This is a genomic window from Flavobacterium anhuiense (assembly GCF_900101855.1).
Taxonomy (GTDB): Bacteria; Bacteroidota; Bacteroidia; order Flavobacteriales; family Flavobacteriaceae; genus Flavobacterium; species Flavobacterium anhuiense.
The window spans coordinates 73805-88681 of sequence record NZ_FMVC01000001.1 but is presented as its reverse complement, the minus strand read 5'-3'; the positions used below and the strand labels follow the sequence as shown (position 1 = coordinate 88681).

The following is a 14877-nucleotide window of genomic DNA, read 5'->3' as shown; positions in this document are numbered from 1 at the left end:
TATGAAAAAAGTAACCACAATTACGCTGTTTATGCTTTCGCTTTTGGCGTCGGCACAACAGCAGACAATAGATCAGAAAGTCAATGATCTGTTGAAAAAAATGACAATTGAAGAAAAAGTCGGCCAGTTGAATCAATATACTGGCGATAATCAGGCTACGGGACCAATTACCATAAATCCAAACAAACAAGCGGAAATAAAAGCAGGTTTAATCGGTTCGATGCTAAATGTTATCGGAACAAAATATACCAGAGGATATCAAGAATTGGCGATGCAGTCAAGACTTAAAATTCCGTTGTTGTTTGGTCAGGATGTTATCCACGGATATAAAACCACTTTTCCGTTGCCATTGGCAGAAGCAGCAAGCTGGGATTTAGCCGCTATTGAATTGGGTGCTCGTGTTGCTGCGACCGAAGCAGCAGCAAGTGGAATTCATTGGACATTTGCTCCAATGGTTGATATTGCACGCGATCCTCGTTGGGGACGTGTAATGGAAGGCGCAGGAGAAGACACTTATTTAGGTTCTAAAATTGCTTATGCGAGAGTAAAAGGTTTTCAAGGAAATAAATTAGGAGATTTAAACTCGGTTATGGCTTGCGTAAAACACTTTGCAGCTTATGGAGCAGGTGTTGGAGGAAGAGATTACAACTCTGTTGATATGAGCGAAAGAATGCTTTTAGAAACGTATTTGCCGCCTTTCAAAGCAGCTTTAGACGCTGGAGCGGCGACATTCATGAATTCGTTCAACGATATTAACGGAATTCCTGCAACAGGAAATGCGCATTTGCAAAGAGATATTTTAAAAGGAAAATGGAATTTTCAAGGTTTCGTAGTTTCAGACTGGGGATCAATTGGAGAAATGGTTGCTCACGGTTATTCTAAAGATCTTAAAGAAGCTGCATATTCTGCTATTACTGCAGGAAGCGACATGGATATGGAAAGTAATGCATACCGTAAGAATTTAGCAGAATTAGTAAAAGAAGGCAGAGTTTCTATAGATTTGGTTGATGACGCTGTAAGACGTATTCTTCGCAAGAAATTTGAATTAGGATTATTTGATGATCCTTACAAATATTCAGATCCAAAGAGAGAAGAAAAAGCCTTAGCAAATCCAGAGCACAGAAAAGCGGCTCTTGAAATGGCTGAGAAAAGTATCGTTTTATTAAAGAATGAAAACCAAACTTTACCAATTTCAAAAAGCACGAAAACAATTGCTTTTATCGGACCAATGGTAAAAGAATACAAAGCCAATATGGGATTTTGGGCTGTAGAATTACCAGAGGTAAACTACGATAAATGGGTAGTTTCACAATGGGATGGTTTGCAAAATAAAGTAGGCAAAAACACTAAATTATTGTACGCAAAAGGCTGTGAGGTTACAGGTGACAATAAAGATGATTTTGCAGAAGCTGTGGCAACTGCCAAACAAGCCGATGTTGTTATTTTGAGTGTTGGTGAAAGACACGATATGAGTGGTGAGGCAAAAAGTCGAAGCGATATTCATTTGCCAGGAGTTCAAGAAGATTTGATAAAAGCAGTTATGGCTACAGGAAAACCAGTTGTAGTTTTAATTAATGCAGGAAGACCTCTTGTTTTCAATTGGACAGCAGACAATGTTCCTGCAATTATGTACACTTGGTGGTTAGGAACTGAAGCTGGAAATGCAATTGCAAATGTTTTATTTGGAGATTACAACCCATCAGGAAAATTGCCAATGACTTTCCCAAGAGAAGTAGGGCAAGTGCCAATTTATTACAATCACTTCAGTACGGGAAGACCTGCAAAAGATGAAAATTCAACTAACTATGTTTCGGCTTATATCGATTTGAAAAATTCTCCAAAATTTCCTTTTGGATACGGTTTGAGCTATACAACGTTTGAGTATTCTGGTCTAAAATTATCTTCAAATAAAATAAAAAGCAACGAAACAATTAAAGTTTCTTTCCAATTGAAAAATACTGGAAAAGTTGCTGGAGAGGAAGTAGTTCAATTGTATTTGAAAGATAAATTTGGATCTGTTGTGAGACCAGTTTTAGAATTGAAAGATTTCCAAAAATTGAAATTAAATGCAGGTGAATCTAAAACAATCGAATTTACAATTGACAAAGAGAAACTTTCTTTCTACAATAATAAATTAGAATGGGTTGCTGAACCAGGAGATTTCGAAGTAATGATTGGAGCTTCGTCAGCAGATATAAAATTAAAATCTGATTTTGAATTAGTAAATTAATTCATTGGCTAAAATTAAAAAGTAAAGTTTAACACATAGAAACATAGATTTTTGTGTTGTAAAAAAAGAACAAAAGAAACAGGTTTCTACACATAGACAACTATGTGTGTTTAAATTAGTGAAACGCCTTTTTTTTAAGTCTTCAAACTATGTTTCTATGTGTTAAAAATAATTATATAAATGCATTAAATAAAAAAGCGAGGCTTTAAAAACCTCGCTTTTTCTATATCCAAATTTTATTTAAGACGTTTCTTAAAACTGTATTTCAGCATATTCAACAAGCCTTCTTCAATAATGTCGATTCCAATTCCGAAATTACTGTCAGCAACTTCATGATGCGCATTTCTAAAATCTTCAAAATCTTCAATTGGAATTTCTAGATTGATTAATGGTTTATAATCAATACTTATAGAAGCGCCGTTTTTGGTCACTTTTTTACGGCTTATATAATCAAAATACGGATTTACAATAGTACTTTCTTGAATAGTATATTTTTCCTGGGTGTCTATCTTCTGATCTGTCGTTAAATTGATTTCATATTTCTCGTTATCAAAATTATGCCAGAACGAAAGGTCATTGTGCATAAAATCACGTGCTGCATTTTTAACCACATTTCGATCAAAATACATTAAAAAACGATTTTTTTCTGCATCGACAAAATACGGATTTTCAATCGAAGTGTTGTACTGAATTGTAAACTCGTTTAGCTTTTTGTCATCGCTTACAATCTCAATTGTTGCATCTTTAAAAATGGTTCTGATATCTGTTCCGTTTCGATCGTTAGAATAATTTAAAGTATAAAACAAGAAATTATTCCAGCTGTCTATTATTTCTCTTTTGTTGGTGTTTTTGAAATATTTACGCATATAATTGGCACGATTTCCTTTGTAAGTCGTAACCAGTTTTAACTTTCCTGTATTATTTTGAGCACTAAAATCGACTTTCTCATTTATGCCATAATAAGAAAATTTATGAGGTTCTTTAATCGCCAATTCCTGATTTGGTTTCACTTCCAAATAATGCATAAAATAGATGTAGCCACGGTTTTCAATTAAACCAAATTCATCTCTCGAAGTCGCATCAACAAAATAAGTTTCGCCTTTGTAATTGATTTTTACAATAACGTGATTAAAAGTCAATAGAGAAGGAAGATAATATTTGATGTAATGATCTGAGTTGAAGTTTACCAATACTACAGAAGAATCAACATTGATATAATCTAAAACGACTTTCAATAAAACCGATTTTGCTTTACAGTCACCCTGTTTGTTATCATAAGTTACCGATGGTTCCTGCGGTTTGTGGCCGTTCATTTCATCAGCATTAAAAATATAGTAAACATGACTCTGAACATAGTCAATAGCAAACTGTAACTTTTCGTCTTGATCTGCAATGGCATCTAGTTTTTCAACAAGATTTGGAGCAAATTCTTTTAGAGAAGCTTTACTATAGATTTCTTCATAAAGTGGAGAAATATAATTAGATAAATCAATCCAATTTCGATCTGTGGCAAAATCAATAAAAGGCGCAATTTCTCTATTAACATCAAACGAATTAATGTAATTTTCTTTTTCGATTACAAATCGCTCTCCTTTTTTCAGGTAATTGATTTCTGGTTCTATGACATTTCCCTCTTCATTTCTGAAAAATGTTTTTTTGTAAGCGATTGTTTCTTTTCTATCATTGATAAATGAAAATTTATATTTTCCATAAGCCCAATACGAACTTGGTGTAACGTATACATATTTAAGAAACTCTTTTCGCATAAAATCGCGATCTGTAAAAACCTTTGTGCGAGAATCTTCAGTAATTAAAACATCATATAAACGTAAATCCTTAATGGTAATATTTACTTTTTTGTTGCTGCTCAAAATACCGCCTTCACTTTGATTTTCGCTGTCTAAAACTTTAATTTTGGTATCGGCAATTTTATCAATCAAAACGCCATCTCTCAAAACGCTGATTCGGTGTATAACATATGTCTCATTTTCTTCGACAACAACATCTCTTACCGAAGCGCTTTCTAGGTTTGATGGTTCGTTAAGTGTATAGGCAACGCAGGCATATTCGCTGTTTTCAGTATCACTTGTGTAATAAACTTTATCTAAGAAATAGCAGAAATCACGCCCTTCGTCAACTTGTTTATTAGAGAAATCCGATTCTTTTATATATTCAATAAGTTGATCGTCGTTAATTGTAGGCGCCCAGCTTTCTGGTTTTTGAATTTTGTAGCTTTCTGATTCAATGATGTTTTTCATGTACTTTTTCTATAGGGGTATATTCTTACTTTTAAAAAAGGCTAAAATAATTAATAAATAATGATTTTCTTTCATAATGATGTGAAATTTATAATAAAAAAAAGCCTCACTAAAGAGTGAGGCCACATTATAAATTATAAACAGGACAGGGTTATTTTATAACAGTATTTACAAAATCCATAGCGCCAATTCCTTTATAAGAAGCATACAAAGCTTTATCGAATGCTTCTTGCTTTTCTTTTTTGTTTTTCGCATCAGTTTCAATAATCATCTCATTGAAAATTCTTTCCTGTTCTTCACTGTATTTCAATGAAGCTTCTAAGAGATAGGTTTTAGAAACAAATCCAAAAGAATTTAGAATTTTACTTCTAATCTTTTGATTAAAATTTTTTAAAGGATTGGCATTCATAACTTTCTACATTTAATTTCTACACTCACTTTGAAGATAAATGGTAGTTGGTATTATTTTTTGTTGTTTTTTGTTTTCAATTTTAACAATCGAAATCATTAATGTGTTATTCTGACGCAATGTACTTATTTTTTTTAAATTTGAATTTAAATTTTCGTTAAAATTGTAATTTCGACACTTCTGATTTAATTGAAAATCACTTTAGTTTTCTAAAATTGAAGTAAATTGCAGAGTTATTAAAAGAAAATTTATAAGATTTTGATGTTAAAAGACATTTTAGATAACAACGAAAACTATCAGCCTGGACTCTCTATAGACTGTGTTATTTTTGGTTTTCACGATAATCAGTTAAAAGTTTTATTGATTAAAGTAGAAAGAGCCAATAAATGGTCTTTGCCTGGCGGATTTATTCCTGTTGATCAGGACATAGATGCTGCGGCGATTACAGTGCTGAATAGTAGAACTGGTGTTGATGGAGTGTTTTTAAGGCAATTTGCAACTTTTGGAAAAGTGAATCGAAATGATCAGCATTTTGATAAAAAAACGCTGGAATACTTTCAAATTGAAGAAGAAAAAGCGAAGTGGCTCACCCGACGTTTTGTGACGATTGGCTATTATGCTTTGGTAGATTTTTCTAAAATTCATCCAAATCCGGCAGGCAGATTTGAAGTTGTTGAATGGATTGAGCACAAAGAAGTTCCAGAACTTATTTTAGATCATCGTGAAATTTTGGATAAAGCTTTGGACACTTTAAGAATAGAATTGAATTTAATGCCAATTGGTTACAACTTATTGCCAGAGAAATTTACTATTCCAGAATTGCAAAAATTATATGAAACGATTTTGGACAAAAAGCTGGATCGCCGAAATTTTTTGCGTAAAATCACCAATATCGGAATCCTGACAAAACTTGACGAAAAGAAAAGCAATGTGGCGCACAAAGCTCCAAACTTGTATTCTTTTGATAAAGATAAATATGAAGAAGTTTTGAAGAACGGATTAAATCAAGGTTGGTAAAATTTAACATAACGTAGATCTAAAAGGTTTTTAAAACCTGTTAGATCTGATAAAAAAGCCGATATGATTACAATTGAAAACTTTAGAAAATTAGCGTTATCATTTCCTAATGCAACTGAAGAACCTCATTTTGAGAAAACTTCCTTTCGGGTTAAAAAGAAGATTTTTGCCACTTTTGACGAAAAAAATAATCATGCCGTTTTAAAATTAAACGAAATCGATCAGTCGGTTTTTTGTGCGTCAAGCGAAAAGATTTTTTATCCAATTCCAAATAAATGGGGAAAACAAGGCTGGACAATTGTCGAGCTTTCAAGAGTAAGACCAGAAATGTTTGAAGATGCTTTGATACGATCTTATGAAACTGTGGCTTCGCAAAAGAAGTAAACTTCTATCTCACAATGGTTCTAAAAGTCAAATTAACTCTTGGTTTCTGAGTACTTTTTGTTGGAGGAAGCCTGTGAAGCCAATGTGTTTGTGTTTCATCTTTCATAACCAGCAAGCTTCCATGTTCTAAAATCAGAGAAACGGTTTCTTTAGATTCTTTATGTTTTAAAGCAAATTTGCGTTCGGCACCAAAACTTACCGATCCAATTGCGCCATTTTTCTTTAAATCTTTTTCGGCATCGCTGTGCCAAGCCATTCCTTCTTCTCCAGTGTGATATAAATTCAGAAGGCAAGAATTGAAAGTTTCTCCTGTTTTTTCTTCGATAATTTTTTTTAATTCTAAAAGTTCAGGAGTCCAAGGCAAAGCTTTTTTGGTAATATTCGAATACGTGTATTCAAATTCCTGATCGCCATACCACGCAACTTTTCGTTTGGTCAAAATTAATTTACCAAAGATGACGGCTTCATCATTTTTCCATTCAATTGTATTTAATAAAATATCACGGTAGAAGTCGGCGTCTGTTCTCGAAAATAGTTTTCCGTAATAATTCACCGTTCCATCTTTCGGAAGCAGATTTGTTGTTTCGTCTATTTGCGGATTAAATAAGTCCATTTTTCCATTTTTGATAGTCTGATTTCATACAATGACCACAAGGCCTGAAACCATTTTGTTTGGCATCTTTTTCAGAAGAAAAGAAGACACGATTTTCCGTTTTCATTCTTTTTCCCGAAGAACATTTAAGTGTTCCGTAGATTTTTAATTTTTGGTTGCCACCGAAACAAATTTCGCCATTTTTAATTTTATTTCGAAGTTCTGAATCGGTTATTTTGTTGTGTTGCAGCATTTGTTTTTTTCGTTTTTTTTATCGTAGAGACGCACTGCAGTGCGTTTAAAGTTTTTCCGCCACGAATTCACGAATTATTTTTAAAATCTATGCGGATCGAATTTGTTTAATTTGTGAATTCGTGGCAGAAAAAATATTCACGAAAGGGCATCATGAAAAATAATTCCCAATGTATATCTTTCACCCGAATGGACTTCGCTTACGCCATGTTTCATATTCACGCGATAATAACCTTTCGTGCCTTTTACAGGTCTGAAGTTGGTGGTAAAAATCAAAATATCTCCTTTTTTTGGTTTTAAAACAATCGCTTTAGATTGTGCTCTTGGCGTTTGTTGTGTTAAAACAAATTCACCGCCAGTAAAATCTTCATCAGGTTCATTTAGAAAAAGCACAATTTGAATAGGAAAATAAACATCTCCATACAAATCCTGATGTAAAGTATTAAAACCGCTTTTGCCATATTTCAGAATTAAAATTGTAGCTTTCAGCTGATTATTGGCATGACATTGTTTTAGCAAATCATCATGTTTTGCTGGAAATGTCGTGTCTATATTTAAAGCTTTCATCCATGCATTTGCGATTGGTGCCAATTTGGGATAAATTAAAGTTCGAATGTTTTGGATTAAATCTGGAAGCGGATAATTGAAATATTTGTATTCGCCTAAACCAAATCTATAACGTTCCATTACAACTATTTTTCTATATAAATTTGGATTGTCATAATCGAATTTTAAGTCTTCGCATTGTTCATTATTAAGCACTTTTGGAATGATTGCGAATCCATTTTCGTGCATAGATTCGGTGATGCTCTCCCAGTTTAGAGATTCTATTTTTGTTTTCATGGTTTTGTTTTTGATAAACCGCCATCAACTCTTATTTCGATTCCGTGAATGTAAGAAGCATCATCTGAAGCTAGAAAAAGTGCTGTTTTGGCAATTTCAGATGGTTCTCCAAAACGTTGAAACGGTAGAGAAGGTGTAACGGCATCGATTGTATTTTGGATATTTTCCTGACTCATACCTGTATTATTGAAAATATTTGTGGCAATGTAACCTGGACTGATTCCGTTTACGCGTATTTTTTTTGAAGTGCATTCAGCGGCAAAAGTTTTGATAAAAGATTGAACAGCAGCTTTTGCAGCTGTATAAATTGATATATTGGACTGGCCGATATCGGTTAAAAAAGTAGTATTTAAAATAATTGAACTTCCTTCGGGCATTAATGGCAAAATCTGCTGTACGGTAAAAAAAGTTCCTTTAACCAGCATATCAAAAACTTCATCAAATTCTTCGATTGTGACATTTTCAATAGAATTGAATTTTCCATATCCAGCATTTACAAACAAAACATCTATTTTATCGGCATGCTTTTTTATCTGATTTTGAAGTTCGAAAATATCAGATAACCTTCCCGCGTTCGATACAATTCCTATTGCGTTTTTTCCCAATTCTTCAACGGCCTTATTTACTGTTTTTTCACTGCGTCCGGTTATGATTACTTTTGCTCCATTATTGATAAATTCTTGAGCAGTTGCAAATCCCATTCCGTTGGTTCCGCCTGTGATAAAAGCGGTTTTGTTTTTTAGTTTTTCCATTTCGTATGATTTTAGAATGCAAAGTTTCTAAAATCGGAAAGGGTAAAAAATCCGAAACTTGCGGTTTTGAGATTTGGGATTTTTCGCCATGACCCGAGTGATAGCGAACGGACGAAGTAATTCACGAATTAAACTAATTCTATGCACATAGATTTTAAAAATAATTCGTGAATTCGTGGCTAAAAAAATTAAAGATTTATGTGTGCACCTTCCCAGCCAATTATGGCTGTTTTTCGGGTATTTCCCCACATATAGCCGCCAAAGGTTCCAGAAGACTGAATCACGCGATGGCACGGAATTAAAAACGCAACAGGATTATTTCCAATGGCAGTTCCAACCGCTCTCGATGCATTTGGTTTTTGAATTTGGTGTGCAATCGAACCGTAAGTAGAAAGCTGTCCCATTGGGATTTTAAGCAAAGCTTCCCAAACTTTTAGTTGGAAGTCTGTTCCTTTCAGATGCAGTTTTATTTCTGATAATTTACTCCAATCATTTTGGAAAATGAATAATGCATTTTGCTGCGCTAAATCTAGTTTCTGAGTAAAAGATGCATTCGGAAATTTATCTTTCAATGCAAGAAATCCGGTTAATTCATCTTCGGCGAAAGCCATAAAACAAACACCCTTTGAAGTCGATGCAACAATAATATTTCCAAATGGACTTTCGGCAAAACTGTAATTTATTTTAAGATTTTTTCCTCCGTTTTTATATTCGGCAGGAGTCATTCCTTCGATGTTTACAAACAAATCATGAAGGCGACTTGTTCCTGATAATCCTGTTTCAAAAGCAGTTTCAGAAACGGTTGCCTGATGTTCTTTGAGTAATTTTTTGGCGTGTTCGATGCTTGTATATTGTAAAAATTTCTTCGGACTAGTTCCTGCCCATTCACTAAAAAGCCTTTGAAAGTGATACGGACTTAAATGTACTTTTTCTGCCACTTCATCTAGATTAGGCTGATCTTTAAAATTTGCTTTGATATAATCAATTGCTTCTGCAATACGGTTATAATTAATGGTTTCTTGTGTGTTCATTTTTCTTCCATTTTATAAGGCAAAGATCGATTGGTTTTGGCAGGTTTAAAATCCGAAACTTGCTGAGTTTTTTAACCGCAAACCGCGCAATCCCGATAACTATGGGGATACGCAAAGTTCGCGATGTTTTTTAATCTCGCAAAGACGCAGAATCGCAAAGGTTTTTCTCAATTTTGCCTTCTTGAGCTAAGCCGAAGGATCTCAAATAACTTTACAAAGATTATAAACTTAAAATAAAATTTTGCGATTCTGTGTCTTTGTGAAAGTGTTATAACGAATTTACTATCATTCTTTACTTATTTGATTATTTGTCTTAAGGGTTTAGTGATAATCCTACGCTGAAAAATAATCTTACTTTGTCAATATTATTGATCCAAGAAGTATCAAAATGAATTGGACCTAAAATGGACTGATAAGAGATAGCTGCGCCTCCTGATATTACAAGACTAGTTTCTAAATTATCATCCCAATTTCCTTTTGGATTAAAGGCATGGTTTATATAGTCGTTAAAAGTGTCAAAACCGACAGATGCAATATTGAAGTGAGGGGTGAGGTAAATTTTTCCGGTTAAGTTTATTTGAGATCCAAGTTTGAGTCCCATATATTGTGTAACATTAAGTTCGTCCTCATGGAGCCCTGCAAATGAGAAACGGTTGCTGCCAGAATTTGGGATGATGCCACCTATAAAATATTTTGCTGCATAGCCAAGTCCTGAAAATGGAAGATCCTCATTTTTAACTTTATCCTGAAAAATAAAATAAGTATCGAATCCTACAATTCCTGTAATTTTCTTTTTTATGGGTAATCTCTTTTCATAGGTTAGGCCCAATTTGGTGTAGCCATTTGTTGAGCCAGAAACACGTGAAAGGTCTGGATCGTAAAGTGAGACATCAAGATCGGTTAGAAACGATCGTGCCAAATTTGATTTTATAATAGTTCCTTCTGTGGCAAAGAAAACTTTATCCATGTCATTATAAGAATAATGCAAGTTGAATTCAATATTGTTAAAGCTGTAGTTATTGATGCTTAAAGAATTGGGATTGTATTCGCGGTCATATTTTGGTTTTAGATTTGTGTAACTGTAGTTTAGTCCAAAACCGACATAACTTTTTAGAGAATTTAAATTTCTGTTTATCTCATTATTGATTTCAAGAGTGTTGTAAAGTATATTGTCTGATGCTTTGCCATTGATATATATCTCCTGGCGTAATAGAGCCCCATAAGCTTCCGACATCCACCACCATTCTCTATGCTGTCCAAAATTTTTCTGATAATTAATTCTTGCTTTTGGCTGTTCAGCGATATCTACGGTTAAGAGAAGACGCGATGCATCTGCAAGGACATTTCTTCCTGTGTAGTTAAAAATTATTCCAACACCTCTGTAAGTGTCATAGTGGATTGAGGTATTTAATTGGTTTTTAGCACGTTCAAAACCGAATAAGGTGATGCCTAATTTGTCTTCGTCTTTAATGAAATAATTATACGTAATCTCATCAAAAAGATTAGTTCCCATGGCTCTGTTAATGCCTGCTATTAAATCTTTGGTAGTATATTTTACATGTGTTTTAAGGTTTGCCCTTCCAACAACGAGGGGCATATTTTCAGGACTTATTTTTTTGTAAACAATTGTATCGAGAACAAACTCATTTGGCATATCGGGCAGTTTATGAGTTCTCTGCTGAAATCCTTTTAACTTTTCTGATAATGCGATTAAAGCGGGAAGATTTTGATTTGTGGCAATTTTACCGTCTTTGTAGATTTCGTTGCTATTGGTAAAATCGGCAGTAGAAAAACGAAGATTAGGTAAGTGATCAACCAATATTGTACATAAATCACGATTCGCAGGATTTTTGATGTTACTCGGAAACATACTAGTCTGCATCAATATGGTCATAAGATTGTTAAGCTTATCTACAGGTTCCATTCCGCCTCCGACATCACTTCCAATAATAATATCGGCACCCATTTGTTTGGCGACATCAGTAGGGAAATTATTTAATACTCCTCCATCGACCAAAACTGTTTTTCCATAAGGCATTGGTTTGAAGATAGCGGGCAACGACATGCTGGCACGCATGGCGTAAGATAAACTTCCTTTGCTTAAAATAACTTCTTTTCCTTCGACCAAATCTGTAGCCATAGCTCTGAAAGGAATCGGCAGACTGTCAAAATCTTTAACATTGTAAACAGGAAAGGTTAATTCGGAAAGATATTCTCTTAAGTTTTGATCATTTAACAAAGAACCAATGCTGTTAAGTTTTCCGTCTTTAACACCTATTCCAACCAAATACCTTTGAAATTCTCTTTTTTCTTCAGCACTTACGGCTCGTAATGATTGGCCTCCGCCTAAGAGTTTATCCCAATAAATATCTTTAGTGATTTTTTCTATACTGTCACCAGAATATCCCATTGCATATAAACCACCTATAATGCTTCCCATACTGTTTCCAACAATAAGATCTGGAACAATATGTAAAGAATCTAGTTTTTGTAAAAGAGGAATATGTGCAATTCCTTTTGCACCGCCGCCGCTTAAGACCAATACGACTTTAGGCTTTTTTTCCTGAGAGAAAAGAAAGTGCGGAAGAGCTAGAAAAAATAAGAAGACAAATAAATAAGATGTTTTTTTCAAGATTACAGTGTTTATGTAGTTGAGAAATAGTAACTTATTTTAATTACTAAAATTAAGGAGTTATTCTTTACAAAGTAAATTTTTTATAGAAATCTTTTTTGACTGTTAAAAACAAAACCCGACAAGTTTTAAAACCTGTCGGGTTTGAAATATGTAATTAAAGAAATCTAAAATCAGAAATCTTCAATCTAAAATCAATTAATATCTGTAGTATTCTGGTTTGAATGGACCTTGAACTTCAACACCAATGTAAGCCGCTTGATCTTCACGTAAAGTTTCTAATTCAACGCCTAATTTAGCTAAGTGTAAAGCAGCAACTTTTTCATCTAAATGTTTTGGTAACATGTAAACTTCGTTTTTGTAAGCTGCACTGTTGTTCCATAATTCGATTTGAGCTAAAGTTTGGTTTGTAAATGAATTACTCATTACGAAACTTGGGTGACCTGTAGCACAACCAAGGTTTACTAAACGACCTTCAGCCAAGATAATGATATCTTTTCCAGCGATAGTATATTTGTCAACCTGAGGTTTGATTTCGATTTTAGAAGCACCGTAGTTCTTGTTTAACCAAGCCATGTCGATTTCGTTGTCAAAGTGCCCGATGTTACAAACAACAGTTTTGTCTTTCATTTTTTCGAAATGACTTCCAACAACGATATCTTTATTTCCTGTAGTTGTAATGATGATATCAGCATTAGCAATCACAGTATCTAATTTTTTAACTTCGTAACCGTCCATTGCAGCTTGTAAAGCACAAATTGGATCGATTTCAGTAACTGTTACAATAGAACCAGCACCTCTAAAAGAAGCAGCAGTTCCTTTTCCAACATCACCATATCCGCAAACAACTACTCTTTTTCCAGCTAACATTAAGTCAGTTGCACGACGAATAGCGTCTACTGCAGATTCTTTACATCCGTATTTGTTATCAAATTTAGATTTAGTAACAGAGTCGTTAATGTTGATTGCAGGCATTGGTAAAGTTCCAGCTTTTACTCTTTCGTAAAGTCTGTGAACACCAGTTGTAGTTTCTTCAGAAAGACCTTTAATTCCAGGAACCAATTCTGGGTAGCGGTCAATAACCATGTTAGTTAAATCTCCACCATCATCAAGAATCATGTTCAATGGTTTTCTGTCTTCGCCAAAGAATAAAGTTTGCTCAATACACCAGTCAAATTCTTCTTCGTTTAAACCTTTCCAAGCGTACACAGAAATTCCAGCAGCAGCAATTGCAGCAGCAGCCTGATCCTGAGTAGAGAAAATGTTACAAGAAGACCAAGTAACTTCTGCACCAAGAGCAATTAAAGTTTCGATCAAAACAGCAGTTTGAATCGTCATGTGCAAACATCCAGCAATACGAGCACCTTTTAATGGTTGTTCGTCTTTGTATTCAGCACGAAGTGCCATCAAACCTGGCATTTCAGCTTCAGCTAGTTCAATTTCTTTTCTTCCCCAAGCCGCTAGAGAAATGTCTTTTACTTTATAAGCCACATAAGGCGTAGTTGTAGTACTCATTTATAGTATATTTGTATATTGTAAAATTTTTGCAAATTTACGTAATAGGTTTTTAATTTTACTAATTTCTGTAAGATTTGTGAAATCTTTAATTTCTTAATCTCTAGAATGTTAATCTAAAAATCGTTTTTAACCGTATAAGTGATGTAAGTTCATTTAAAAAAGATTCGGAAACTATTACCTTTGTTGCGAATTGCTTATATTTACTAATGCATTCTTTAAGCCGCCAGCCATATTTTCTTAAATGGCTTATATGGTTTAAAATTTACCACCAATAATTCATAATTAAAAAGTAATGCCTTTATTTCAGACCATACAATTCAATGCAACTACTAAAATCTTAATTTGGGAAATAACCGAATCTTTTGAGGAATTGTATAACAGAGTAATTTTGAAAGAAAAGACACAGCGTAGATTGGATGGAATGAAGTCGCAGATGCATCAGCGTGCTTTCTTGAGCGTTAGAATGCTGATTCAGGAAATGGGTTTTACAGATAAAGACCTGCATTATGATGAGTTCGGAAAACCGTATTTTGACTGTGATAATCATATCTCAATTACACATTCGTACCATTTTGCAGCGATTATTATAAGCAAAGAAAAGGTTGGAATTGACATGGAATTACAACGAGAGAAAATCCAGAGAATTGCAGACAAGTTTACCGATTATGAATGCACGTATTTAGAACCGAAATCTACAGAAGAATACATAAAAAAACTTACCGTAATCTGGGGAGCCAAAGAGGCGATCTTTAAAATAAGAAATGAAAAAGGTATAAGTTTTAAAGATCATATTAATGTAAATAACTTCTCTTTAGGAGAAACCCAAACGCAGGCAAGTCTTCATTTTGATGATTTAGTTAAAGATTTTGATGTACATTATCAGGAAGTCAAATCTGATAATTTTGATGGAACTTTTACTTTGGTTTATGCTTTTGAGAAATAGATTTTTAGTCTCAGTC

General features: G+C 33.9%; 13 protein-coding genes. 4 read left to right on the top strand and 9 right to left on the bottom strand.

The window, feature by feature from the left end:
* Position 1: 1 nt before the first annotated feature.
* The gene (locus tag BLP44_RS00400) at positions 2-2230 is read left to right on the top strand and encodes a glycoside hydrolase family 3 N-terminal domain-containing protein (RefSeq protein ID WP_091128088.1); all 2229 of its coding nucleotides are present in this window, start codon (positions 2-4) and stop codon (positions 2228-2230) included.
* Between the two features lie 236 nt (positions 2231-2466).
* Here BLP44_RS00400 and BLP44_RS00395 read toward each other — a convergent pair whose 3' ends face one another.
* Together BLP44_RS00395 and BLP44_RS00390 are read right to left on the bottom strand one after the other, a co-directional pair.
* On the bottom strand, positions 2467-4488 hold the full coding sequence (locus tag BLP44_RS00395; RefSeq protein ID WP_091128084.1) for a hypothetical protein: 2022 nt from the start codon (positions 4486-4488) through the stop codon (positions 2467-2469).
* A 151-nt stretch (positions 4489-4639) separates the two neighbouring features.
* Entirely contained in the window at positions 4640-4897 is a 258-nt protein-coding gene (locus BLP44_RS00390) for a hypothetical protein (protein ID WP_008466716.1), read from the bottom strand.
* Positions 4898-5158: 261 nt separating this feature from the next.
* On the opposite strand from BLP44_RS00390, the gene BLP44_RS00385 reads away from it, so the two are divergent.
* Positions 5159-5914: an NUDIX hydrolase gene (locus BLP44_RS00385; RefSeq protein WP_091128079.1), complete on the top strand. Its 756-nt coding sequence runs from the start codon at positions 5159-5161 to the stop codon at positions 5912-5914.
* Positions 5915-5977: 63 nt separating this feature from the next.
* The gene (locus BLP44_RS00380; RefSeq protein WP_091128075.1) at positions 5978-6298 is read left to right on the top strand and encodes an MmcQ/YjbR family DNA-binding protein; all 321 of its coding nucleotides are present in this window, start codon (positions 5978-5980) and stop codon (positions 6296-6298) included.
* 4 nt (positions 6299-6302) lie between these two features.
* Here the strand turns inward: BLP44_RS00380 and BLP44_RS00375 are convergent, their stop codons facing one another.
* From BLP44_RS00375 to ahcY, 7 genes are all read right to left on the bottom strand, one after another.
* Positions 6303-6911, bottom strand: coding sequence for an alpha-ketoglutarate-dependent dioxygenase AlkB family protein (locus tag BLP44_RS00375; RefSeq protein WP_091128071.1), 609 nt, complete (start codon positions 6909-6911; stop codon positions 6303-6305).
* On the bottom strand, positions 6898-7143 hold the full coding sequence (locus BLP44_RS00370) for an Ada metal-binding domain-containing protein (protein ID WP_008466720.1): 246 nt from the start codon (positions 7141-7143) through the stop codon (positions 6898-6900). The genes BLP44_RS00375 and BLP44_RS00370 overlap by 14 nt, the downstream gene beginning before the upstream one ends.
* A 137-nt stretch (positions 7144-7280) precedes the next feature.
* Positions 7281-7985, bottom strand: a complete 705-nt coding sequence (locus tag BLP44_RS00365) for a 2OG-Fe(II) oxygenase (protein WP_091128068.1) — start codon at positions 7983-7985, stop codon at positions 7281-7283.
* Positions 7982-8737, bottom strand: coding sequence for an SDR family oxidoreductase (locus tag BLP44_RS00360; RefSeq protein WP_091128064.1), 756 nt, complete (start codon positions 8735-8737; stop codon positions 7982-7984). The genes BLP44_RS00365 and BLP44_RS00360 overlap by 4 nt, the downstream gene beginning before the upstream one ends.
* Positions 8738-8925: 188 nt before the next feature.
* On the bottom strand, positions 8926-9768 hold the full coding sequence (locus tag BLP44_RS00355; RefSeq protein ID WP_091128060.1) for a bifunctional helix-turn-helix domain-containing protein/methylated-DNA--[protein]-cysteine S-methyltransferase: 843 nt from the start codon (positions 9766-9768) through the stop codon (positions 8926-8928).
* Positions 9769-10081: 313 nt separating this feature from the next.
* A complete protein-coding gene (locus tag BLP44_RS00350; protein ID WP_091128054.1) occupies positions 10082-12400 on the bottom strand; it encodes a patatin-like phospholipase family protein in 2319 nt (772 codons plus the stop codon).
* Positions 12401-12598: 198 nt separating this feature from the next.
* Positions 12599-13915 carry an adenosylhomocysteinase gene (gene ahcY / locus BLP44_RS00345; RefSeq protein WP_091128050.1) on the bottom strand — a complete coding sequence of 439 codons (1317 nt, stop codon included), beginning with the start codon at positions 13913-13915 and terminating at the stop codon, positions 12599-12601.
* Positions 13916-14210: 295 nt separating this feature from the next.
* On the opposite strand from ahcY, the gene BLP44_RS00340 reads away from it, so the two are divergent.
* Complete coding sequence (locus tag BLP44_RS00340) at positions 14211-14861, top strand: 4'-phosphopantetheinyl transferase family protein (RefSeq protein ID WP_091128047.1); 651 nt, start codon at positions 14211-14213, stop codon at positions 14859-14861.
* Positions 14862-14877 lie beyond the last annotated feature (16 nt).

Bases quoted from the DNA above. Each gene is read 5' to 3' on its own strand.
- BLP44_RS00400 (WP_091128088.1), top strand. From the start codon at position 2: ATGAAAAAAGTAACCACAATTACGCTGTTTATGCTTTCGCTTTTGGCG.
- BLP44_RS00395 (WP_091128084.1), bottom strand. From the start codon at position 4,488: ATGAAAAACATCATTGAATCAGAAAGCTACAAAATTCAAAAACCAGAA.
- BLP44_RS00390 (WP_008466716.1), bottom strand. From the start codon at position 4,897: ATGAATGCCAATCCTTTAAAAAATTTTAATCAAAAGATTAGAAGTAAA.
- BLP44_RS00385 (WP_091128079.1), top strand. From the start codon at position 5,159: ATGTTAAAAGACATTTTAGATAACAACGAAAACTATCAGCCTGGACTC.
- BLP44_RS00380 (WP_091128075.1), top strand. From the start codon at position 5,978: ATGATTACAATTGAAAACTTTAGAAAATTAGCGTTATCATTTCCTAAT.
- BLP44_RS00375 (WP_091128071.1), bottom strand. From the start codon at position 6,911: ATGGACTTATTTAATCCGCAAATAGACGAAACAACAAATCTGCTTCCG.
- BLP44_RS00370 (WP_008466720.1), bottom strand. From the start codon at position 7,143: ATGCTGCAACACAACAAAATAACCGATTCAGAACTTCGAAATAAAATT.
- BLP44_RS00365 (WP_091128068.1), bottom strand. From the start codon at position 7,985: ATGAAAACAAAAATAGAATCTCTAAACTGGGAGAGCATCACCGAATCT.
- BLP44_RS00360 (WP_091128064.1), bottom strand. From the start codon at position 8,737: ATGGAAAAACTAAAAAACAAAACCGCTTTTATCACAGGCGGAACCAAC.
- BLP44_RS00355 (WP_091128060.1), bottom strand. From the start codon at position 9,768: ATGAACACACAAGAAACCATTAATTATAACCGTATTGCAGAAGCAATT.
- ahcY (WP_091128050.1), bottom strand. From the start codon at position 13,915: ATGAGTACTACAACTACGCCTTATGTGGCTTATAAAGTAAAAGACATT.
- BLP44_RS00340 (WP_091128047.1), top strand. From the start codon at position 14,211: ATGCCTTTATTTCAGACCATACAATTCAATGCAACTACTAAAATCTTA.